Here is a 20,042-nt window from a genome sequence, read left to right on the forward strand (position 1 = left end):
AAAAGAGAGTAAGTCGTGGAAGTTCACGCTAATTTAACAAAATTACAGCATCACGCGGTCTTACGCCGTATAATGAAGCGCTTACAGAGAGGCCATGATTAACTGCATGAAATACCACGATCTACGCGACTTCCTGGCGCTGCTGGAAAAGCAGGGCGAACTCAAACGCATTACGCTTCCTGTTGATCCGTATCTGGAAATGACAGAAATCGCTGACCGCACCCTGCGCGCGGGCGGCCCGGCGTTGCTGTTTGAAAACCCAAAAGGCTACGCCATGCCGGTGCTGTGCAACCTGTTTGGCACACCTCGCCGCGTGGCGCTGGGGATGGGACAGGAAGATGTCACGGCGTTACGTGAAGTGGGCAAACTGCTGGCCTTTCTTAAAGAGCCGGAGCCGCCAAAAGGGTTCCGCGACCTGTTCGACAAGCTGCCGCAGTTTAAGCAGGTGCTGAACATGCCCACCAAACGCCTGCGCGGTGCGCCGTGCCAGCAAAAAGTGCTGGAAGGCGATGCGGTGGATCTGACCAAAATTCCCATCATGCAGTGCTGGCCTGACGATGCCGCACCGCTGATCACCTGGGGCCTCACCGTGACGCATGGGCCGCATAAAGAGCGTCAAAACCTCGGCATTTATCGCCAGCAGCTGATTGGCAAAAACAAGCTCATCATGCGCTGGTTGTCCCATCGCGGCGGGGCGCTGGATTTCCAGGAGTGGTGCGCGGCCCATCCGGGCGAACGCTTCCCGGTTTCCGTCGCGCTGGGTGCCGATCCGGCAACCATTCTGGGCGCGGTGACGCCTGTTCCTGATACGCTGTCTGAATATGCCTTTGCAGGGCTGCTGCGCGGCACCAAAACCGAAGTGGTGAAGTGCATCTCCAGTGACCTGGAAGTGCCGGCCAGCGCAGAGATTGTGCTGGAAGGTTACATTGAACAGGGCGAGCTGGCGCCCGAAGGGCCGTACGGCGACCACACCGGCTATTACAACGAAGTGGATAACTTCCCGGTGTTCACCGTCACGCACATTACCCAGCGTGAAGATGCCATCTATCACTCCACCTATACCGGCCGTCCACCCGACGAACCGGCGGTGCTTGGCGTGGCGCTGAACGAAGTGTTTGTGCCGATCCTGCAAAAGCAGTTCCCGGAAATCGTTGATTTTTATCTGCCGCCGGAAGGGTGTTCGTATCGCCTGGCGGTGGTGACGATGAAGAAGCAGTATGCCGGTCACGCTAAGCGCGTGATGATGGGCGTATGGTCTTTCCTGCGCCAGTTTATGTATACCAAGTTTGTGATTGTCTGCGATGATGACGTCAATGCCCGCGACTGGAATGACGTCATCTGGGCCATCACCACGCGTATGGATCCGGCGCGTGATACGGTGTTAGTGGAAAACACGCCGATTGATTATCTGGACTTTGCCTCGCCGGTTTCCGGACTTGGCTCAAAAATGGGACTGGATGCCACGAATAAATGGCCTGGCGAAACCGACCGTGAATGGGGTCGCCCGATCGAAAAAGATCCTGCCGTGACCGCGCGAATTGACGCGATCTGGGACGAGCTGGCCATAATGAATAACGGTAAGGCAGAATAAGACCGTTTAGCCCTATAGACTTCCCGACAGAGAGAGCGAATGACAACCTTAAGCTGTAAAGTGACGTCGGTAGATGCTATTACCGACACCGTATATCGCGTCCGTTTGGTTCCTGAAGCGGCATTCTCATTCCGTGCCGGTCAGTACCTGATGGTCGTGATGGACGAGCGTGATAAGCGTCCTTTCTCTATGGCCTCAACGCCAGCAGAGAAGGAATTTATTGAGCTGCATATTGGTGCGTCTGAGCTTAACCTGTACGCGATGGCCGTGATGGACCGCATCCTGAAAGAGCGTGAAATCGTGGTCGATATTCCTCATGGCGAGGCCTGGCTGCGTGAAGACGAAGACCGTCCGCTGATCCTGATTGCCGGTGGCACGGGCTTCTCTTATGTCCGCTCTATTCTGCTGACCGCGCTGGCGCGCAACCCGAATCGCGATATCACCATCTACTGGGGCGGCCGTGAAGAGAAGCATCTTTACGATCTGTCTGAGCTGGAAGCGCTGAGCGTAAATCATCCAAACCTGCGCATTGAGCCGGTTGTCGAGCAGCCGGAAGAGGGCTGGCGCGGGCGCAGCGGTACGGTGCTGACTGCGGTATTGCAGGATCACGGGACGCTGGCCGGGCACGACATCTATATTGCCGGTCGCTTTGAAATGGCAAAAATTGCCCGCGACCTGTTCTGCAACGAGCGTGACGCGCGGGAAGATCGTCTGTTTGGCGATGCGTTTGCGTTTATCTGATTGAGAGACCCGCTTCGGCGGGTTTTTTACGCTCGGGCAATAGCCTGGTGAAAATTTAACCTTGAAATGGGCGGCGCATTGCCGTTATTCTTGTTCCCGTTAAATTTCGCCCTCAGGAGCGCCCCCAAAAATGAACAAACACGACTGATGAATTTCGATCCTTGCTCAACGCACCGCGTCGGCAGGGGATGTTTTGATTTCATTCAGGAGTGCTTATGGCTCATTTTGCGCAGTCGCCCTCTTTTATTTTGCATCAGGTCACCTGTCAGTTTGCGACGGGCGATATCCTTTTTGGTCCACTGAATCTTTCCCTGGATGCGTCAGTGTGCGCGCTGGTTGGCCGCAACGGCAGCGGTAAAACACGCCTTTTGCGGCTGCTGGCAGCGGTTGATGAACCCGCCAGCGGTCATATTGAGCGCTTTGGTACACACGTCTATGTGGCGCAGCAGCAGGATATTTCTGCGGATACCACGCTTGCCGGACTGCTTGGTTACGACGCGATCTTTGCGGCGCGCACGCGCATCGACAGCGGTCATTATGAACCCGACGATCTCGATACGCTCGACGGTTACTGGGATCTGGCTGAACGGCTGAGCCAGGCTTTTATCGCTGCAAAACTTCCCCCTTTTGACCCGAATAAACGCGCGGCAGAGCTGAGCGGCGGCGAGCGCATTCGTGCTTTGCTGTGCAGCGCATTCACCGCAGATGCTGATTACCTGCTGCTGGACGAACCGACCAACCACCTCGACAGGCAAGGCCGCGTGTGGTTCTACGAGCAGCTTTCCCGGTATCAGGGCGGGGTACTGGTGGCCTCTCACGACCGTGAGTTGCTGGCCCAGGTACCGCGTATCCTTGAACTGAGCGCGTTGGGCTTGCGCAGCTACGGGGGGAATTATGCTGACTATCGAACCCAGCGTGATGCTGAGCAACTGGCTGCCCGCGCCGCGCTGGAGCATGCTGCCACCGAGCGCAAGCGTACCCGCGCCCGTATGCATAAAGAGCATGACGACAGCCTGCGGCGTTCAGCCAAAACGCTTCGCACGGTCGACAGCCTTAACATCGCCTCGTTTGAACGGGTCAAATACAAAGGGGCGGCGAAAGAGCGTATTGGTTCCTGGAAAAAACAGCATAGCGATCAAAATCATGCTCTGAACGCTGCGGTCAACCAGGCACGCGAGCGGGTTGAAGAGGATAACGCGGTGATGTTTACCCTGCCGGGCAGTGAAATCCCGGAAGGAAAACAGGTGCTGGTGCTGGAAGAACTGGTGCTTCCGCACGTGCCTGTCTGCCCGATAAACTGGCGAATGGATGGCCCGATGCGCGTGGCGCTACGCGGGCCGAACGGCTGTGGAAAATCCACGCTGTTGAAAGTGATGTTGGGCGAAACCGCCCCTGTTACGGGAACCTGTAAGGTCTCCGTCAGGTGTGCTTATCTCGATCAGCATCTTTCCCGGCTGGATCTGTCGCAGTCGGTGATGACGCACCTTAGCCTGGGCAATACGCCGCTCGAAGAGGGGGCGCTGCGTACCCGTTTAGCGCAGCTTCAGCTGGGCGCAGAGAAAGTGACACTCCCACTGGCCGAACTGAGTGGCGGCGAGCGCCTGAAGGCCGCGCTGGCCTGCGTATTGTGGCGTGAAGCGGCAACGCAGCTGTTGCTTCTGGATGAGCCGACCAACCATCTTGATCTGGCCTCTGTTCAGGCCATTGAAGCGGCCTTAGCCGATTACCCCGGCGCGCTGCTGGTGGTGTCGCATGATGAAGCCTTTCTGGCAGGGCTGAAGCTGACGCATGAACTGGTATGGGAAGAGACGGGATGGCGATGTGAAAGCCTGTAAACACAAGCCCCCGCAAGGGCGGGGGCAAACAAACTTTATCAGGCTAACTGCTTGCGAAGGTCAGGGTTTGCCTGGATCAGGCGCATCAGCTTTAGCTCGGCTGGGGTAGGTTTTTCACGTTTTGACTCCCACTCCAGCACCATCGCTACGCTGACACCCATCGCTCTTGCGAATTCATCTGTTTTCAGGCCCGATCCTTTGCGTAAACGCTCAAATTCACTAAAAGGATTGGACTTTTGATTCAGGGTAACCGTCGGCGGTACATCTTTAAAAATAATCTGTTCCAGGCTGCTCAGCAGCTCAAACTCAGGATCTTTTAATTCCATTGAGAACTCCTCATAAATCACACATCGGGATCATGAACATCAGAGAGCCTGTTAAGAATAGTCCCTAAACCAGACACAGGATCGTCACGGCTGTGATTAATTGTGCGATAACGATCGCTTTACGCGTTTCAGCTATATGGATAGTTATGCTAATTACCTGATTAGTCATATGTAGGGATGCACAGGTATTTTTTTGTAAATAGTCAGTACAAAAACGGGAATACCCGTTTTGCATGAAAACTCTATCTTGCAAGGCTGACCTGGACTATCCTTGTCAGCGTTGGGCACGCGTGTGCCGGTGTGCGCTTTTTGGGTGAAAGGAGTAATAAAATGGCGACAGGAAAGTCCTGCTCTCGCTGGTTTGCGCCTATTGCGGCGTTGTTGATGGTTGTTAGCCTGAGTGGGTGTTTCGATAAAGAAGGCGATCAGCGCAAAGCGTTTATCGATTTTCTACAGAATACAGTGATGCGTAGCGGCGAGCGTTTACCAACGCTGACTGCGGATCAGAAAAAACAGTTTGGTCCATTCGTGTCGGATTACGCCATTCTGTATGGCTATTCACAACAGGTAAGCCAGGCGATGGATTCCGGTATTCGCCCGGTAGTGGATAGCGTGAATGCTATTCGCGTTCCACAGGATTATATGACCCAGCGCGAACCGCTGCGCCAGTCAAATGGCGCGCTTGGGGTACTGAGCCAGCAGCTGCAAAATGCCAAAATGCAGGCTGATGCGTCGCGTTCCGCGTTGAAGCAGGGCGAGGATCTCAAACCGGTCTATGACCAGGTGTATGAGAAAGTCGTGACCAAGCCGTCAAACGCCTTGCAACCGCTGATCCCGGCGGCGCAGGTCTTTACTCAGCAGCTGGTTCAGGTGGGTGACTTTATCAGTGAACAAGGTACGCAGGTGAGCTTCGTCTCTAACGGTATCCAGTTCCCGACCTCCCAGCAGGCGAGCCAGTACAATGCGCTGATCGGGCCGCTCGCGTCCCAGCACCAGGCCTTTAGCCAGGCCTGGAGCGCAGCGGTCGCTGCTACGGAATAAGAAAAACCCCCGCTTCGGCGGGGTTTTTTTTATGCTTGATGAAAATAACGCTTGTCATTCATCTACCACATCGGTATAACTATGTCCGTCGGTTTGTTACACAGACCTAAAGCAGTTTAGTAAAGCAGTCCAGATTGTTATCCATAGATACCCTTCGTAGTGACCCTTCCTTCATCGCTTAAAAATCTGTAACGCAATCCATCAAGCCGGAAGGCACAATATATTTGTTAATAAGGTAATTTCTATGTCTGCTAAAATGACTGGTCTGGTAAAATGGTTCAACGCTGATAAAGGTTTCGGCTTCATCACTCCTGACGATGGCTCTAAAGACGTGTTCGTACACTTCTCTGCTATCCAGAACGATGGCTACAAATCTCTGGATGAAGGTCAGAAAGTTTCCTTCACCATCGAAAGCGGCGCTAAAGGCCCAGCAGCTGGTAACGTTGTAAGCCTGTAAGCTTCCAGCCCAGTAGCACAAAATTCAAAAACCCGCCTTCTGGCGGGTTTTTTCGTTTCTACTGTTGTATCTGTGGGTTAACGCAGTTTTTATCCACTTTACCGCCGAGCGCGGCAATCAGGTTATCCACGGCGGTCGCCGCCATATTGTAGCGTGTTTCATGAGTGGCAGAGCCGATGTGGGGCAGGGCGACGACGTTCGGCATGGTCAGTAGCGGAGAATCCACCGGCAGCGGCTCCTGTTCAAACACGTCCAGACCGGCGGCGTGGATCTCACCGTTTTGCAGTGCCTCAATCAGCGCCTTCTCATCGACCACCGGACCACGACCCGCGTTGATGAAAATGGCCGATTTCTTCATCTTTTCAAACGCCGCTTTGCCGATGAGATGACGCGTTTCATCCGTCAGCGGCAGGATCAGGCAGACAAAGTCGGCTTCCCGCAACAGCGTATCAAGCTCGCAATAGCGGGCATTGAAACGTTCTTCAGCTTCACTGTGGTGACGGCGTGCGTTATACAGGATGGGCATGTTGAAGCCAAAATGCGCGCGCTGTGCCAGCGCCAGTCCGATACGGCCCATCCCAACAATCCCCAGCGTTTTGCCATGAACGTCCACGCCGAACCAGTCCGGGCCAATGCTTTTCGTCCATTCGCCCGCTTTCACGCGCTCGGCCACTTCCACCACGCGACGGGCGGTGGTGAGCACCAGCGCCATCAGGGTGTCGGCGACGGTCTCCGTCAGGGCATGCGGCGTGTGCATCAGCAGGATGTTACGCGCGTTTAGCGCATCCACGTCGAAATTGTCGTATCCCACCGAAACGGTTGAGGTAGCACGAAGCTTCGGCATTTTCTCCAGCAGCGCTGCATCCACCTTTTCGCTCGAACCCAGCAGGCCCTCGGCGCTGGCAAACGCGTCGGCGTGCTGTGCCACGGTTTCCGGGCTGAGGTTCTTGACCCGGGTAACGGTAGAGTGTTCCTCCAGGCGTTTTTGCAGATCTTCAGGCAGTGCTTTGTACAAAATGACGGACGGCTTCATGCTAATCTCCGTTGATTTTAAAAGGATTCAGGCGTGGCGTGCGCCGACGGGTAGCTGTTGATTATTAGCAGGCTTAACGATCAGAGTAAGCCATACCGAGGCAAAAAGCGCCACCCCCATAAAGATGTAAGAGGCCGACGGGCTGCCGGTGGCGCCGTTCAGATAGCCCACAAACCACGAGCCAAAGAACGAACCCAGCGCACCCATACTGTTGATCAACGCCATCGCGCCCCCTGCGACGTTACGCGGCAGCATTTCCGGGATGATGGCAAAGAACGGACCATACGGGGCATACATGGCCGCACCCGCAATCACCAGCAGAGTGTACGAGACCCAGAAGTGGTTTGCGCCTACGGCCCAGGAGCCAATAAAGGCAAAAGCAGCGATCAGCAGCAGCGGCCAGACGAACAGCTTACGGTTTTGCAGCTTGTCCGATGCCCAGGAGACGATAATCATCGCGATGGTCGCAGCCAGGTAAGGCACGGATGACAGCCAGCCCACTTCCACCATGCCAAGGTTTTCACCGCCGCTGCGGATAATCGACGGCAGCCACAGCACAAAGCCGTACACGCCAATACTCCAGGTAAAGTATTGTGCGCACAGCAGAATAACGTTCCGTGAGCGGAAGGCTTCGCCGTAGTTACGCACCGCTTTCAGCCCCTGCTGCTCTTTATCCAGCTGTGCCTGGAGCGCGGCTTTTTCGTCCTCATAAAGCCATTTCGCCTGGGCTGGCTTATCTTTCACCAGCACCCACCAGCAGAAGGCCCAGATAATCGCGGGAACCCCTTCGATGATGAACATCTCGCGCCAGCCGAAGGACTGGATCAGATAGCCGGAAACCACCGACATCCACAGCACGGTGACCGGGTTACCGAGTATCAGGAACGTATTAGCACGTGAACGCTCCGATTTTGTGAACCAGTTGCTGATGTAAATCAGCATTGCTGGCATGACGGCCGCCTCAACCACGCCGAGAATAAAGCGAATGGCCGCCAGAGCAGGTATGTTATTCACCACGCCAGTAAGCGAAGCACAGGCACCCCACAAGATCAGGCAGATGAAAATGAGCTTTCGCACGCTGCGGCGTTCAGCGTAAATCGCGCCGGGGATCTGGAAGAAGAAATAACCCAGGAAGAAGAGGGCACCCAGCAGGGAGGAGACCCCTTTGGTAATCCCGAGGTCTTCGTTGATCCCGGCGGCGGATGCGAAACTGAAGTTGGCACGATCCAGGTACGCCAGGCTGTACGTGATAAACACGATTGGCATGATGTACCACCAGCGTTTTACTGCATTGGTCGAACTGTTCATAGGCTTGCCTCTGTTGTTGAGGTTGTTGCCGCCGTTGTCTGTAGGGTACACGGTGGCTTAATTATCTGGTGCGGATTGCTGCCCTCACCCTGGCCCTCTCCCACAGGGAGAGGGAATTTAGACGCCGAGCTCTGCTCGTGTTGGTAATCCTTCGCTGTCGCCCTGCACCTGAATCGCCAGCGAACCAATTTTGTTGCCTCGCGCCACGGCCTGCGACAGCGGTTTGCCCTCCAGCAGAGCGCTGATGACCCCGACGGCAAACCCATCGCCCGCGCCCACGGTATCGACCACGTTGTCGACTTTTACCGCAGCGACGGCGCCTTGCTCGCCGTCGGCAGTTTTGAACCATGCGCCGTCGGCACCGGTTTTCAGCACCACGGCTTTTACCCCTCTGTTGAGGTAAAAATCAGCAATGCCTTCGGGCGTACTTTCGCCAGTGAGGATCATTCCCTCTTTTATGCCAGGCAGAACCCAGTCCGCCTGAAACGCCAGTCGGTTGAGTTTCTCAGCCATCTCCGCTTCGCTTTTCCACAGCACCGGGCGCAGGTTAGGATCGAAAGAGATCGTTTTGCCCTGTGCTTTCATTGCCGAAGCCGCGTGATCCAGTAAATCGTACGAGCTGGCCGAGAGCGCCGCCGCCACGCCGCTCAGGTGCAGGTGGCGCGCGGAGGAGAAATACGCGGCGTGATAATCATCCACGGAGAGATGGCTTGCCGCTGAGCCTTTGCGGAAATACTCCACGATGGGATCGGTTCCATTTTCAACTTTAGATTTCAGCTGAAAGCCCGTCGCAAAGCGTCCGTCGAGGGTCACGCCTGCGGCATCAATGCCCTCTTTTTTCAGCGAGTCGAGAACAAAATGGCCAAAGCTGTCATTTCCCACGCGGCTTACCCAGCCGACATTCAGCCCCAGCCGCGCAAGTCCGGTAGCAACATTCAGCTCGGCACCTGCCACGCGTTTAATGAAGTGCTCCACTGCGCTCAGCTCGCCCGTTTCGGTGGCGACAAACATCGCCATGGCCTCGCCAATGGTGATGACATCCAGCGTCTTGTGCATGGTTTACTCCTCGCGCAGCAGGTTGACGTAATGGCGGGTGACGGCGGTGAGATCCGTCCCTTCCAGCGGAAATTCGATACCGCGTGGCGCATCGGCAGGGAGTTGATTAAGCAGATCCCGCCAGCGAGAATCGGTCTGATCCGGTGCGACGGCGCGGAACTGCGCCTTATGCGGGACTGCGGCCTTCACATGAATATAGCTCACGGCGGGAGCCAGCTGACGTGCAGCCTCTTCCGGGGAGTCGCCAACCCACAGCCAGTTGCCCATATCGAACGTCAGCGTGACCGGCAGCGCCATTACCCGGCAGGCGGCTTTGAAGCGCTGCATCGGCGCGAGCTGCCCGCAGTCGGTCTGGTCGTTTTCCACCACCAGCGTCATGCCGCTTTCATCCAGCAGTGCGCGCAGGGCTTCAAGCGGCTGTTTGTCGCTGAAATGACCCAGCGAGACTTTAAGCCACAGCGCGTTCAGGGCGCTGGCTTCGCTAAGGTAGCGCGGGAGATCCGTGTTGAGGGTGCCATCGGGCATAAACAGGGGGGCCGGGGCGGAGTAGCACGCCAGTAAACCCAGCAGTTCAATGGACTCGCCGAGCGCAGGCAGGGCCATTAACTCGTCGTTGCTGAAGAGCTCGCGGCGGATTTCAACGCCATCAGCTCCCGCGCCGGCAATAACGGGAAGCATTGCCCGTTGACCGCCTGCCTGTCGCACCTGATCCGCACCATACGCGGCGGTGACCACCATAATTTTCCTGATCATTTCCTGACTCCAGAGCGTAATCGATAGTATTACGCTAGATGGAACCGGTTCCAAAGAAAAGATCGGGATACTGAATTTATGATCGCTGTCACGAAGGGGGAATTAACGGGCAGTAGAGCCGCGAACGATCAGCTCGCCGGAAAAAACCTGCTCGCGTACGGCGTCGCGGGTGCCTTCAATGCGGCGAACCACTTGTTCAACCGCGGCATAGCCGATCTGCCAGGTGGGTTGTTTGAGGGTGGTGATGCCTACGCCAGCAAGTTCTGCCCACTCCAGTTCATCAAAGCCGAGTAAGCCGATGTCGCTGCCCCAGTGCAGGCCAATGCGTTTAAGCGAGCGGGCAACCTGAAGCGTCAGCGCCCCGTTCGCGGAGATCACCGCCTTGCGCATACCCCGATGGCGGGTATGGAACTGGCGCAGGGTATTATCCAGCTGCCCGGCTTCATGCAGGGGGATTTCGGCATTCTCGGCGATCACGCCGGGATATCGCGCCAGCGTGGCACGAAATGCAGCCAGGCGGTCGCGGCGGGTGTTAACCATGCCCAGCGGTTCGCTCAGGAATAAAATGGCTTCGAAGCCCTGTTCAATCAGGTGCTCAGTGGCGGTGGTGGCCGCCTGGGTGTTATCCAGCCCGACCACATCGCAGGCAAATTCCGGGATTTTTCGGTCAATAAGCACCATTGGCAGAGACGATTGTTGCAGACGATTTAGCCCCTCTTCTCGCATCCCGACGGCATTCACCACAATCCCTTCCACCTGATAGCTGCGCAGCAGATCGAGGTAATGCAGCTCCTGATCAACCTCGTTATTGGTGTTACAGACCAGCGGGGTAAAGCCTTTCTCACGGCACGCCGCTTCGATGCCGCTGAGGACGTTTACGGAGTAGGGGTTGGTGATATCGGCGATGATGAGGCCAATCAGACGGGTGCGGCCCCGCTTGAGGCCGCGCGCCATCAGGCTGGGACGGTAGTCGAGATCGGCAATGGCCTGTTCGATTCGTGCCAGCAGCGCATCGGAAAGCAGGTGTTTCTCGCCGTTGAGGTAGCGTGAAATGCTGGTTTTACCGGTTTTGGCGGCTTTCGCCACGTCGCTGATGGTGGCCCGGGTTGGTTTGATCATCGCTGATTTCCCTGAATTTAATGAGAATACCTTAGCGGGAAAATCTGGCGAATCAAGCAATTTGCCGGGTGGCGCTGCGCTTACCGGAGGTTGCGGTCTGATGTCCTCACCCCAACCCTCTCCCACGGGAGAGGGCGCAAACACTAAAAACGGCAACGGGGTTGCCGTTTTGCTTTTAACTACTGCACCGGGCTTAACGTAATCTCAACGCGGCGGTTCTGCGCTTTGCCTTCCGCCGTGCTGTTGCTGGCGATCGGGTTAGCCGGACCCATGCCGCTGGTGCGGATGCGGTTCGCTTCTACGCCCTGGGCGATCAGCGAGCTGGCCACGGAATCGGCGCGCTGCTGGGACAGACGCATGTTCAGATCCTGGCTGCCGGTGCTGTCGGTGTAGCCAATCACGTTCACGGCAGTTTTATTGTACTCTTTCAGCACTGCGGCCACGCCGGTCAGGGTGTTTGCGCCGGCGGGTTTCAGCGTCGCGCTGCTGCTGTCAAAGGTCACGTTGTTTGGCATGTTCAGGATGATGTTGTCACCGCTGCGCGTCACGCTCACGCCCGTACCTTTCATTTTGTCACGCAGTTTTGCTTCCTGCACGTCCATGTAATAACCCACGCCGCCGCCCAGGGCTGCGCCTGCCGCTGCGCCAATCAGCGCACCTTTGCCGCGATCTTTCTTGGAGGAGGAGAGTGCGCCAACGCCAGCGCCCACCAGGGAACCAATACCCGCGCCAATGCCGGATTTGCCCGCTTCGCGTTCACCGGTGTAAGGGTTGGTTGTGCAGCCAGAAACAGCCAGTGCGCCGCTCACCAGAGCGGCAATAACGAGTACGCGTTTTTTCATCTTATTTCCTTAATCCTTTTTATTCTTTGCCACGATGGACGTGGCAGTGGATTATGACGTCCGGATACGGAGAAAATTCAGTGTATAACTCTGAAATTTGTCACAAACGATAAACTGCCTCAATGAAAGGCCGAAACACCTGCACGCAACCAGGAGCGCACGCTTTGAGCACCTCAACAAAAACCATTCTGACCGCCGCCCACTGGGGGCCGATGCTGGTCGAAACCGATGGCGACACTGTGCTGTCGTCTCGCGGGGCTTTGCCTTCGCGCCATCTCAACTCTTTACAGACCGTCGTTCGCGATCAGGTACACAGTAAAACCCGCGTCCGCTGGCCGATGGTGCGTAAAGGCTTTCTGGCGTCACCGGATAAGCCGCAGGGTATTCGTGGGCAGGATGAGTTCGTACGCGTGAGCTGGGACGACGCGCTGGCGTTGATCCATACCCAGCATAAACGCATTCGCGACAGCTATGGCCCGTCGTCCATTTTTGCCGGCTCCTATGGCTGGCGCTCGAACGGCGTGCTGCATAAGGCCGCAACCCTGCTGCAACGCTATATGAGCCTGGCCGGAGGATACACCGGCCATCTGGGCGATTACTCGACCGGCGCGGCGCAGGCAATCATGCCGTATGTCGTGGGCGGGAATGAGGTTTATCAGCAGCAGACCAGCTGGCCGCTGGTGCTGGAGCATGCGGAGGTGGTGGTGCTCTGGAGCGCCAACCCGCTCAATACCCTGAAAATTGCCTGGAATGCGTCCGACGAGCAGGGCGTTTCCTACTTTGATGCGCTGCGCAAAAGCGGCAAGCGCATCATCTGTATCGATCCGATGCGTTCTGAAACGCTGGATTTCTTCGGCGACAGCGCCGAGTGGATCGCGCCGCATATGGGCACCGACGTGGCGATGATGCTGGGCATCGCCCACACCCTGGTGGAGAACGGCTGGCACGATACGGAATTTCTGGCGCGCTGCACCACGGGCTTCGATAAATTTGCCGACTACCTGACGGGACAAACCGACGGTATCGCCAAAACCGCAGAGTGGGCTGCGGCGATTTGCGGCGTTGATGCCGTTAAAATCCGCGAACTGGCGACGTTATTCCATAGCCGTGTCACGATGCTCATGTCCGGCTGGGGGATGCAGCGCCAGCAGTTTGGCGAGCAGAAGCACTGGATGCTGGTGACGCTCGCCGCGATGCTCGGGCAGATTGGCACACCCGGCGGCGGTTTTGGGCTTTCCTATCACTTTGCTAACGGCGGCAACCCGACGCGAAAAGCCGCGGTGCTGGCCTCCATGCAGGGCTCGGTGCAGGGTGGCGTGGACGCGGTAGATAAAATTCCGGTGGCACGCATTGTTGAAGCTCTGGAGAACCCTGGCGGGTTTTATCAGCACAACGGTCAGGATCGCCATTTCCCGGATATTAAGTTTGTCTGGTGGGCGGGTGGGGCCAACTTCACCCATCACCAGGATACTAACCGCCTGATCCGCGCCTGGCAGAAACCGGAACTGGTGGTGATCTCGGAGTGCTTCTGGACCGCGTCAGCGAAACATGCCGATATCGTTTTGCCCGCCACGACCTCGTTCGAGCGTAACGATCTCACCATGACGGGGGATTACAGTAATCAGCATATGGTGCCGATGAAGCGCGTCGTGGCTCCCCGGGATGAAGCGCGGGATGATTTTGATGTCTTTGCCGACCTGAGTGAAATGTGGGAAGCGGGCGGTCGGGAGCGTTTCACCGAGGGCAAAACCGATCTGCAATGGCTGGAAACGTTTTACCAGATTGCCAGCCAGCGCGGGGCTGCGCAGGGCGTGACGCTGCCGCCATTCGCTGAGTTCTGGGAGGCGAATCAACTCTTCGAAATGCCGGAAAGCGAGCAGAATGCGCGGTTTGTGCGCTTTGCTGACTTCCGTCGCGATCCGGAGAATCACCCGCTAAAAACCGAAAGCGGGAAGATTGTGATCTACAGCGAACGCATCGCCAGCTTTGGCTACGCGGACTGTCCGCCACATCCGGCGTGGCTGGAGCCGGACGAATGGCATGGCAATGCGCAGCCGGGGCAGCTTCAGCTGCTGTCTGCCCATCCCGCCCATCGTCTGCACAGCCAGCTCAACTATTCGGCTTTGCGCGAGCAGTATGCGGTGGCGGGTCGTGAGCCGATTGCGCTGAACAGCGATGACGCAAAGGCGCGGGGGATTAACCACGGCGACCTCGTTCGGGTCTGGAACGCGCGCGGGCAGGTGCTGGCAGGCGCCGTGGTGAGTGACGGGATCCGCCCTGGCGTTTTCTGCATTCATCAGGGCGCATGGCCGGATCTGGCGCTGGACGAGGGCGGTATTTGTAAGAACGGCGCCGTAAACGTGCTGACCAAAGATCTCCCCAGCTCGAAGCTGGGGAATGGCTGCGCGGGGAATACGGCGCTGGCATGGGTGGAGAAATATGAGGGGCCGGCGCTTACCCTTACGGCGTTTGATCCGCCTGCCAGCTCATGATCCACGTCGGGTGTTGGGTATCATCCTGCCAGGCGCTGTCTTCGATGCGAAAACCCTGAGCATGATAGAAATTCACCGCCCGCACGTTTTTCTGATACACCTCCAGAGTTAAATACGGATAGTGCTGCTGAACGTGGTTCAGCAGCGCACGCCCGATCCCCTTTCCGATGAACGCCGGGGCGATAAACAACGCCCCCACGAACTGGAACTGCATGACGCTGATAAAACCGCACAGGGTACCGCTTTCCTCCCAGACCCAGGTCTCGGCGGCGGGAAGGTATTCATCCCGCACTACCGCTTCATTCGCTTGCCAGTAACTTGCGTCGATAAACGGATGCGCCTCGGTGGTGCTCTCCAGCCACAGACTCAAAAGCGGAGCGGTGTCCTCACTTTGCCATTTGCGGATCATGGTGGCCCTCCGGATGGCAGAAGCAGCCCGTAATGTGGTCATTGACCAGCCCGCAGGCCTGCATAAAGGAGTAACAGATGGTGGTGCCCACAAACTTAAAGCCGCGTTTTTTCAGCGCTTTCGACAGGGCATCTGAGGCGGGGGTCGACGTTGGGATCTCTGCAAGCGTGGCGGCCTGCGTCACCTTCGGCTCGTTATCCACAAACGACCAGACGAATGCTGAGAAGGGTTCGCCGTTTTGCTCCATCGCCAGATAAGCACGCGCGTTACCAATAATGGCCTGAATTTTACCGCGATGGCGGATGATACCGGTATCCAGAACCAGCCTTTCCACGTCGTCGTCGGTCATGGCGGCAACCGCAGCCGGATCGAACTGGTGGAAGGCTTTGCGATAGTTCTCACGCTTTTTCAGAACGGTGATCCACGACAGTCCGGCCTGCTGGCCTTCAAGGCAAATCATTTCAAACAGTTTTTTACCGTCGGTTTCCGGTACGCCCCATTCCTTGTCGTGATAATCGATATAAAGCTGATCCTGGCTTACCCAGCCGCAACGTTGCATAGGTCATCTCCCTTCCTGATACGGTAAACGCAAAAATTTCAATCTGCCCGGCTTGACGTGTCTGCTAAAGAGACAATAGTTAATACAGGGCTATACGCCCTAATACCTCTTCGAACAATGACATATATCGCCGAACTCGGCTCTTTCTGGAGTCGCTTTGATGATGATAAAAAAAATCAGTGGTCGCCATGCTGCTTCTGGCCTGGTGGGTGTTTCAGTCTGCCTGCTTTTTTGTAACACCGCTTTTGCGTGGCAACAGGAATATATCGTTTCAGATGCTCAAAGTAATACGATGGAACGCTATACATGGGACGCCGATCACCAACCTCGTTATGAAGATATTCTCGCGGAGCGTATTAACCGTACGCAGAATGCTGCGGGGTTTACCCTGAACGATCCCTCCGGTTCGGATGCGGAAACCGTTCTGAGCGTTGGCTGGAATTTTCCCGTGGCGGGACATTTCACCACCGGGCCCGTAATGGCGTGGCGCACTGATGACGCTCCCTCCGCACCAGTGAATGCGTTTGAGGATACAACCACCACGCAGTCGCTTACCGATCCACTCTGGCATGCCAGCGTGAACTCATTGGGGTGGCGTGTCGATACGCAGTATGGTGATTTACACCCCTGGGCGAAGATCAGCTATAACCAGCAAACTGAAGAAGAATATTTATATACGCTGGGATTGAGCGCCAAATTTTAAAGGGTTGTTACTTTTTTAAACGCTGCGGTAACATATTTAATACAATAACGGCAGGGACTGTAGCGATAGTGATCGCTCACCTTTGAGCTTTTTCTTCTCCGGCAAGGTCATTCATTCCCGCTTCCAGGCATTTCATTCCGTTTCTCCTGCATTTCATGCCGTTTTACCCCTGGTGTTATGGGGTTTTGTTTATCGTGTCCTCAGCGAATTTCCTTAATTTATCTTGCAGGACACTGCCATGAACACATCAACTTATAACCGCACGCGTTGGCTGACGCTATTCGGCACCATCGTTACCCAGTTCGCACTGGGATCGGTCTATACCTGGAGCCTGTTTAACAGCGCCCTGTCTGATAAGATCGGCGCGCCGATAAGCCAGGTGGCGTTCTCCTTCGGCTTGCTGAGTCTTGGGTTAGCAATTTCCTCTTCCGTGGCGGGCAAACTTCAGGAGCGCTTCGGCGTGAAGCGTGTAACCATGACCTCCGGGATCTTGCTGGGCGTGGGCTTCTTCCTGACGGCATATTCCGATAACCTGATGATGCTGTGGCTGAGCGCCGGGGTGCTGGTGGGGCTGGCGGACGGCGCAGGTTACCTGCTGACGCTGTCTAATTGCGTGAAGTGGTTCCCGGAGCGTAAAGGGCTTATCTCCGCGTTTGCCATCGGTTCATATGGCTTGGGCAGCCTCGGCTTCAAATTCATCGATGCGCATCTGCTGGCCTCGGTGGGGCTTGAGAAAACCTTTATGATCTGGGGCGTGATTGTGCTAGTGATGATCCTCTTCGGCGCAACGCTGATGAAAGACGCGCCGCAGCAGGAAGTGAAAACCGTTAACGGTGTGGTGGAGAATGATTTCACCCTTGCACAGTCCATGCGTAAACCGCAGTACTGGATGCTGGCGGTGATGTTCCTGACGGCCTGCATGAGCGGTCTGTATGTCATCGGCGTGGCGAAAGATATCGCGCAGGGAATGGTGAAACTGGACGCGGCGACGGCGGCGAACGCGGTAACGGTCATCTCCATTGCTAACCTCTCGGGTCGTCTGGTACTGGGTATCCTGTCTGACAAAATCGCCAGGATCCGCGTGATTACGCTGGGGCAGGTGATATCCCTGGTGGGGATGGCGGCGCTGCTGTTCGCTCCGCTGAACGAAGCGACATTCTTTGCGGCGATAGCCTGCGTAGCCTTTAACTTTGGCGGCACCATTACCGTCTTCCCGTCGCTGGTGAGCGAGTTCTTCGGGCTGAACAATCTGGCGAAAAACTACGGTGTGATTTATCTCGGCTTCGGTATCGGCAGTATTTGCGGATCGCTGATTGCCTCGCTGTTTGGTGGCTTCTACGTGACATTCTGCGTGATATTTGCCTTGCTGATTATTTCACTGGCGCTGTCCACCACGATTCGTCAGCCGCAACGCGAGGTCTATAAAGAAGCGCATGCATGATTCGATAAAAAGGGGCCGCAGGGCCTCTTTTTTTATCGCCATATCACTTCCGGACTTGTTATTTTGTAAAAATTTTCATCGATTCACATTCTCTGCTGCCACTTTTCTTCCTCGCTGTGGTCTACTTATCGCGCTTGTAGACGTTTCTGATAACGGTTTATCTCGCACCTACTTACTCTGTCTGCTTTCTCAATGAGATTCGGCGGGTCTTTATACCCCTTCCCCCAGGGTTGTTTGCATGAAATATATCAGGTCTCTTACCCAGCAAAGATTGTGTCTGATGCTGGCTGTCTATATCGGTTTGTTTCTGAATGGCGCGGTGCTGTTCAGAAGAGTGGAAGGTTATTTTGAACACCTCACCGTAAGAAACGGGATTTTCGCCGCGATTGAAGTGTTTGGCTCAATTCTGGCAACCTTCTTCCTGCTACGTCTGCTCTCGCTTTTTGGCAGACGTACATGGCAGGTTCTGGCCTCGCTGGTGGTGATTATCTCTGCCGCCGCAAGCTATTACATGACATTCATGAATGTGGTCATTGGCTACGGTATTGTGGCCTCGGTGATGACCACGGACATCGACCTCTCGAAAGAGGTGGTGGGGCAAGGGTTCATCATGTGGACGATTTTGACCTGCCTGATCCCGCTCTTCTTTATCTGGAGTAATACCTGTCGCTATACCCTGTTACGCCAGCTGCGTACCCGTGGGCAACGCATCCGCAACGTCGCCGTCGTTCTTCTGGCGGGTCTGCTGGTATGGGCGCCTATTCGCCTGATGGAAAAACAGCAAAAGCGGATCGAAAAAGCGACAGGCGTAGATATGCCAAGCTACGGCGGCGTGGTGGCTAACTCGTATCTGCCGTCTAACTGGCTGTCGGCGCTAGGTCTCTATGCCTGGGCTCAGGCGGACGAATCCAGCGATGTGAAATCGCTGATTAACCCGACCAAAAAGTTCACCTACCAGGCTCCGGCTGACGGACTGGATGATACTTACGTGGTCTTCGTTATCGGCGAAACGACGCGCTGGGATCATATGGGTATTCTCGGTTATGACCGCGATACCACCCCGAAACTGGCGCAGGAAAAGAACCTGGTGGCATACCGCGGCTACTCCTGCGATACCGCCACGAAGCTTTCGTTGCGCTGTATGTTTGTTCGTGAGGGCGGTGCGAGTGATAATCCTCAGCGCACTCTCAAAGAGCAAAACGTGTTTGCTGTTCTGAAGCAGCTTGGATTTAGCTCCGATCTGTTCGCCATGCAAAGTGAGATGTGGTTCTACACCAACACCATGGCGGATAACATCGCCTACCGCGAGCAGATTGGCGCCGAGCCGCGTAACCGCGGAAAAAACGTTGATGATATGCTGCTGCTCTCTGAGATGGAACAGTCGCTGAAAAACCATCCGCAGGGTAAGCACCTTATTGTTCTGCATACCAAAGGTTCACACTACAGCTACTATCAGCGTTACACGCGCGATTTCGCCAAATGGACGCCTGAGTGCGTCGGCATTAACAAGAACTGTAGCAAGCAGGAGCTGATCAATGCCTATGATAACTCGATTCTGTATGTGGATACCTTCCTCAGCCGGGTGATCGACCAGCTTCGCGATAAGAAAGCGATTGTGATTTACGCGGCCGACCACGGCGAGTCCATCAACGAGAAAGAGCATTTACACGGCACGCCGCGTAAGCTGGCCCCGCCTGAGCAGTTCCGCGTGCCGATGATCATGTGGATGTCGGATAAGTACCTGGAAAACCCGGACAAAGCCAAAATGTTTGCCCATCTGAAACAGCAGGCAGAGATCAAGGTACCGCGCCGCCACGTTGAGCTGTACGACACCATTATGGGTTGTCTCGGCTATACCTCACCGAACGGTGGGATTAACGAAAACAACAACTGGTGTAAACTCCCTGATAACACCACAAAAGCCGCGCAGTAGCTGGTCTGGCGAGAATATCGCCAGTTGAATGGCTTTTTGAAAATAAGGGATTGACGGGGGCGCACCTCAGCAGTAAGATGCGCTCCGCATTCGGCGAGTAGCGCAGCTTGGTAGCGCAACTGGTTTGGGACCAGTGGGTCGGAGGTTCGAATCCTCTCTCGCCGACCACATTCTAAAAAGGGCTAACCGCAAGGTTAGCCCTTTTTGCATTAACGCGTTACCCCGCACGAGTCCTCAAAATACCCCTTAGCCCTGCTTCCCCCTGCCTGCTTGCGGTTTTGTGACATAATCCATTGTATTTTTTTATATATAGTTTGATCTTTTTTCGCGTTGCTTATGGATAACCTCAGCATTTTTCGCTGTGCGTTTTAACGTTCGCGGTATTTAGTGCTCAGATAATCAC

At 55.7% G+C, this 20,042-nt stretch carries 18 protein-coding genes and 1 tRNA gene; 10 read left to right on the forward strand and 9 right to left on the reverse strand.

What is annotated here, in order from left to right; genetic code table 11:
* The first annotated feature begins 94 nt into the window (after positions 1-94).
* From ubiD to LOC22_RS11920, 3 genes are all read left to right on the forward strand, one after another.
* A complete protein-coding gene (gene ubiD, locus LOC22_RS11910) occupies positions 95-1,591 on the forward strand; it encodes a 4-hydroxy-3-polyprenylbenzoate decarboxylase (protein ID WP_230238920.1) in 1,497 nt (498 codons plus the stop codon).
* Between the two features lie 39 nt (positions 1,592-1,630).
* A complete protein-coding gene (gene fre, locus LOC22_RS11915) occupies positions 1,631-2,332 on the forward strand; it encodes an NAD(P)H-flavin reductase (protein ID WP_003860778.1) in 702 nt (233 codons plus the stop codon).
* A 215-nt stretch (positions 2,333-2,547) separates the two neighbouring features.
* Positions 2,548-4,167 carry an ABC-F family ATP-binding cassette domain-containing protein gene (locus LOC22_RS11920; protein WP_230238921.1) on the forward strand — a complete coding sequence of 540 codons (1,620 nt, stop codon included), beginning with the start codon at positions 2,548-2,550 and terminating at the stop codon, positions 4,165-4,167.
* Positions 4,168-4,205: 38 nt separating this feature from the next.
* Here LOC22_RS11920 and LOC22_RS11925 read toward each other — a convergent pair whose 3' ends face one another.
* The gene (locus LOC22_RS11925) at positions 4,206-4,493 is read right to left on the reverse strand and encodes an HTH-type transcriptional regulator (RefSeq protein ID WP_003860776.1); all 288 of its coding nucleotides are present in this window, start codon (positions 4,491-4,493) and stop codon (positions 4,206-4,208) included.
* A 330-nt stretch (positions 4,494-4,823) separates the two neighbouring features.
* On the opposite strand from LOC22_RS11925, the gene LOC22_RS11930 reads away from it, so the two are divergent.
* Together LOC22_RS11930 and cspA are read left to right on the forward strand one after the other, a co-directional pair.
* Positions 4,824-5,534 carry a DUF3053 domain-containing protein gene (locus LOC22_RS11930; protein WP_017383576.1) on the forward strand — a complete coding sequence of 237 codons (711 nt, stop codon included), beginning with the start codon at positions 4,824-4,826 and terminating at the stop codon, positions 5,532-5,534.
* Between the two features lie 244 nt (positions 5,535-5,778).
* Positions 5,779-5,991, forward strand: coding sequence for an RNA chaperone/antiterminator CspA (gene cspA, locus LOC22_RS11935; protein WP_003860775.1), 213 nt, complete (start codon positions 5,779-5,781; stop codon positions 5,989-5,991).
* A gap of 58 nt (positions 5,992-6,049) precedes the next feature.
* Here cspA and ghrB read toward each other — a convergent pair whose 3' ends face one another.
* The 6 genes from ghrB to LOC22_RS11965 form a co-directional block, all read right to left on the reverse strand.
* Positions 6,050-7,024, reverse strand: coding sequence for a glyoxylate/hydroxypyruvate reductase GhrB (ghrB, locus tag LOC22_RS11940; protein ID WP_230238922.1), 975 nt, complete (start codon positions 7,022-7,024; stop codon positions 6,050-6,052).
* 27 nt (positions 7,025-7,051) lie between these two features.
* Entirely contained in the window at positions 7,052-8,332 is a 1,281-nt protein-coding gene (locus LOC22_RS11945) for an MFS transporter (RefSeq protein ID WP_230238923.1), read from the reverse strand.
* Positions 8,333-8,449: 117 nt separating this feature from the next.
* Complete coding sequence (locus LOC22_RS11950; protein WP_017383575.1) at positions 8,450-9,388, reverse strand: sugar kinase; 939 nt, start codon at positions 9,386-9,388, stop codon at positions 8,450-8,452.
* 3 nt (positions 9,389-9,391) lie between these two features.
* Positions 9,392-10,141, reverse strand: a complete 750-nt coding sequence (locus LOC22_RS11955) for a sugar phosphate isomerase/epimerase family protein (protein ID WP_017383574.1) — start codon at positions 10,139-10,141, stop codon at positions 9,392-9,394.
* Between the two features lie 102 nt (positions 10,142-10,243).
* Entirely contained in the window at positions 10,244-11,260 is a 1,017-nt protein-coding gene (locus tag LOC22_RS11960; RefSeq protein WP_015569988.1) for a LacI family DNA-binding transcriptional regulator, read from the reverse strand.
* A 179-nt stretch (positions 11,261-11,439) separates the two neighbouring features.
* On the reverse strand, positions 11,440-12,102 hold the full coding sequence (locus LOC22_RS11965) for an OmpA family lipoprotein (RefSeq protein ID WP_015569987.1): 663 nt from the start codon (positions 12,100-12,102) through the stop codon (positions 11,440-11,442).
* 122 nt (positions 12,103-12,224) lie between these two features.
* On the opposite strand from LOC22_RS11965, the gene LOC22_RS11970 reads away from it, so the two are divergent.
* Positions 12,225-14,594 carry a molybdopterin guanine dinucleotide-containing S/N-oxide reductase gene (locus LOC22_RS11970; protein ID WP_044488942.1) on the forward strand — a complete coding sequence of 790 codons (2,370 nt, stop codon included), beginning with the start codon at positions 12,225-12,227 and terminating at the stop codon, positions 14,592-14,594.
* On the opposite strand, the gene LOC22_RS11975 is transcribed toward LOC22_RS11970, so the two are convergent.
* Both LOC22_RS11975 and tag read right to left on the reverse strand, forming a co-directional pair.
* Positions 14,563-15,003, reverse strand: a complete 441-nt coding sequence (locus tag LOC22_RS11975) for an N-acetyltransferase (RefSeq protein WP_032646843.1) — start codon at positions 15,001-15,003, stop codon at positions 14,563-14,565. The genes LOC22_RS11970 and LOC22_RS11975 overlap by 32 nt on opposite strands.
* Entirely contained in the window at positions 14,981-15,562 is a 582-nt protein-coding gene (gene tag, locus LOC22_RS11980; RefSeq protein WP_017383572.1) for a DNA-3-methyladenine glycosylase I, read from the reverse strand. Before tag ends, LOC22_RS11975 begins: the two co-directional genes overlap by 23 nt.
* 160 nt (positions 15,563-15,722) lie before the next feature.
* On the opposite strand from tag, the gene LOC22_RS11985 reads away from it, so the two are divergent.
* The 4 genes from LOC22_RS11985 to LOC22_RS12000 all read left to right on the forward strand — a co-directional run bounded on the left by LOC22_RS11985 (position 15,723) and on the right by LOC22_RS12000 (position 19,807).
* Entirely contained in the window at positions 15,723-16,265 is a 543-nt protein-coding gene (locus LOC22_RS11985; RefSeq protein WP_048973805.1) for a lipase, read from the forward strand.
* Positions 16,266-16,503: 238 nt separating this feature from the next.
* Positions 16,504-17,706: an MFS transporter gene (locus LOC22_RS11990; RefSeq protein ID WP_230238924.1), complete on the forward strand. Its 1,203-nt coding sequence runs from the start codon at positions 16,504-16,506 to the stop codon at positions 17,704-17,706.
* 238 nt (positions 17,707-17,944) lie between these two features.
* On the forward strand, positions 17,945-19,639 hold the full coding sequence (gene eptB, locus LOC22_RS11995) for a kdo(2)-lipid A phosphoethanolamine 7''-transferase (protein WP_017383570.1): 1,695 nt from the start codon (positions 17,945-17,947) through the stop codon (positions 19,637-19,639).
* A gap of 91 nt (positions 19,640-19,730) precedes the next feature.
* Positions 19,731-19,807 (forward strand) — tRNA-Pro (locus tag LOC22_RS12000).
* Positions 19,808-20,042: the final 235 nt, after the last annotated feature.

The sequence above is a fragment of the Enterobacter sp. AN-K1 genome, assembly GCF_020971765.1.
Classification (GTDB): Bacteria; Pseudomonadota; Gammaproteobacteria; order Enterobacterales; family Enterobacteriaceae; genus Enterobacter; species Enterobacter hormaechei_C.

Coding starts and splice junctions, on each gene's coding strand:
- LOC22_RS11955 (WP_017383574.1), bottom strand. CDS start 10,141: ATGATCAGGAAAATTATGGTGGTCACCGCCGCGTATGGTGCGGATCAG.
- LOC22_RS11960 (WP_015569988.1), bottom strand. CDS start 11,260: ATGATCAAACCAACCCGGGCCACCATCAGCGACGTGGCGAAAGCCGCC.
- LOC22_RS11990 (WP_230238924.1), top strand. CDS start 16,504: ATGAACACATCAACTTATAACCGCACGCGTTGGCTGACGCTATTCGGC.
- LOC22_RS11920 (WP_230238921.1), top strand. CDS start 2,548: ATGGCTCATTTTGCGCAGTCGCCCTCTTTTATTTTGCATCAGGTCACC.
- eptB (WP_017383570.1), top strand. CDS start 17,945: ATGAAATATATCAGGTCTCTTACCCAGCAAAGATTGTGTCTGATGCTG.
- ghrB (WP_230238922.1), bottom strand. CDS start 7,024: ATGAAGCCGTCCGTCATTTTGTACAAAGCACTGCCTGAAGATCTGCAA.
- LOC22_RS11950 (WP_017383575.1), bottom strand. CDS start 9,388: ATGCACAAGACGCTGGATGTCATCACCATTGGCGAGGCCATGGCGATG.
- LOC22_RS11965 (WP_015569987.1), bottom strand. CDS start 12,102: ATGAAAAAACGCGTACTCGTTATTGCCGCTCTGGTGAGCGGCGCACTG.
- ubiD (WP_230238920.1), top strand. CDS start 95: ATGATTAACTGCATGAAATACCACGATCTACGCGACTTCCTGGCGCTG.
- cspA (WP_003860775.1), top strand. CDS start 5,779: ATGTCTGCTAAAATGACTGGTCTGGTAAAATGGTTCAACGCTGATAAA.
- fre (WP_003860778.1), top strand. CDS start 1,631: ATGACAACCTTAAGCTGTAAAGTGACGTCGGTAGATGCTATTACCGAC.
- LOC22_RS11985 (WP_048973805.1), top strand. CDS start 15,723: ATGATGATAAAAAAAATCAGTGGTCGCCATGCTGCTTCTGGCCTGGTG.
- LOC22_RS11975 (WP_032646843.1), bottom strand. CDS start 15,003: ATGATCCGCAAATGGCAAAGTGAGGACACCGCTCCGCTTTTGAGTCTG.
- LOC22_RS11925 (WP_003860776.1), bottom strand. CDS start 4,493: ATGGAATTAAAAGATCCTGAGTTTGAGCTGCTGAGCAGCCTGGAACAG.
- tag (WP_017383572.1), bottom strand. CDS start 15,562: ATGCAACGTTGCGGCTGGGTAAGCCAGGATCAGCTTTATATCGATTAT.
- LOC22_RS11970 (WP_044488942.1), top strand. CDS start 12,225: ATGAAAGGCCGAAACACCTGCACGCAACCAGGAGCGCACGCTTTGAGC.
- LOC22_RS11945 (WP_230238923.1), bottom strand. CDS start 8,332: ATGAACAGTTCGACCAATGCAGTAAAACGCTGGTGGTACATCATGCCA.
- LOC22_RS11930 (WP_017383576.1), top strand. CDS start 4,824: ATGGCGACAGGAAAGTCCTGCTCTCGCTGGTTTGCGCCTATTGCGGCG.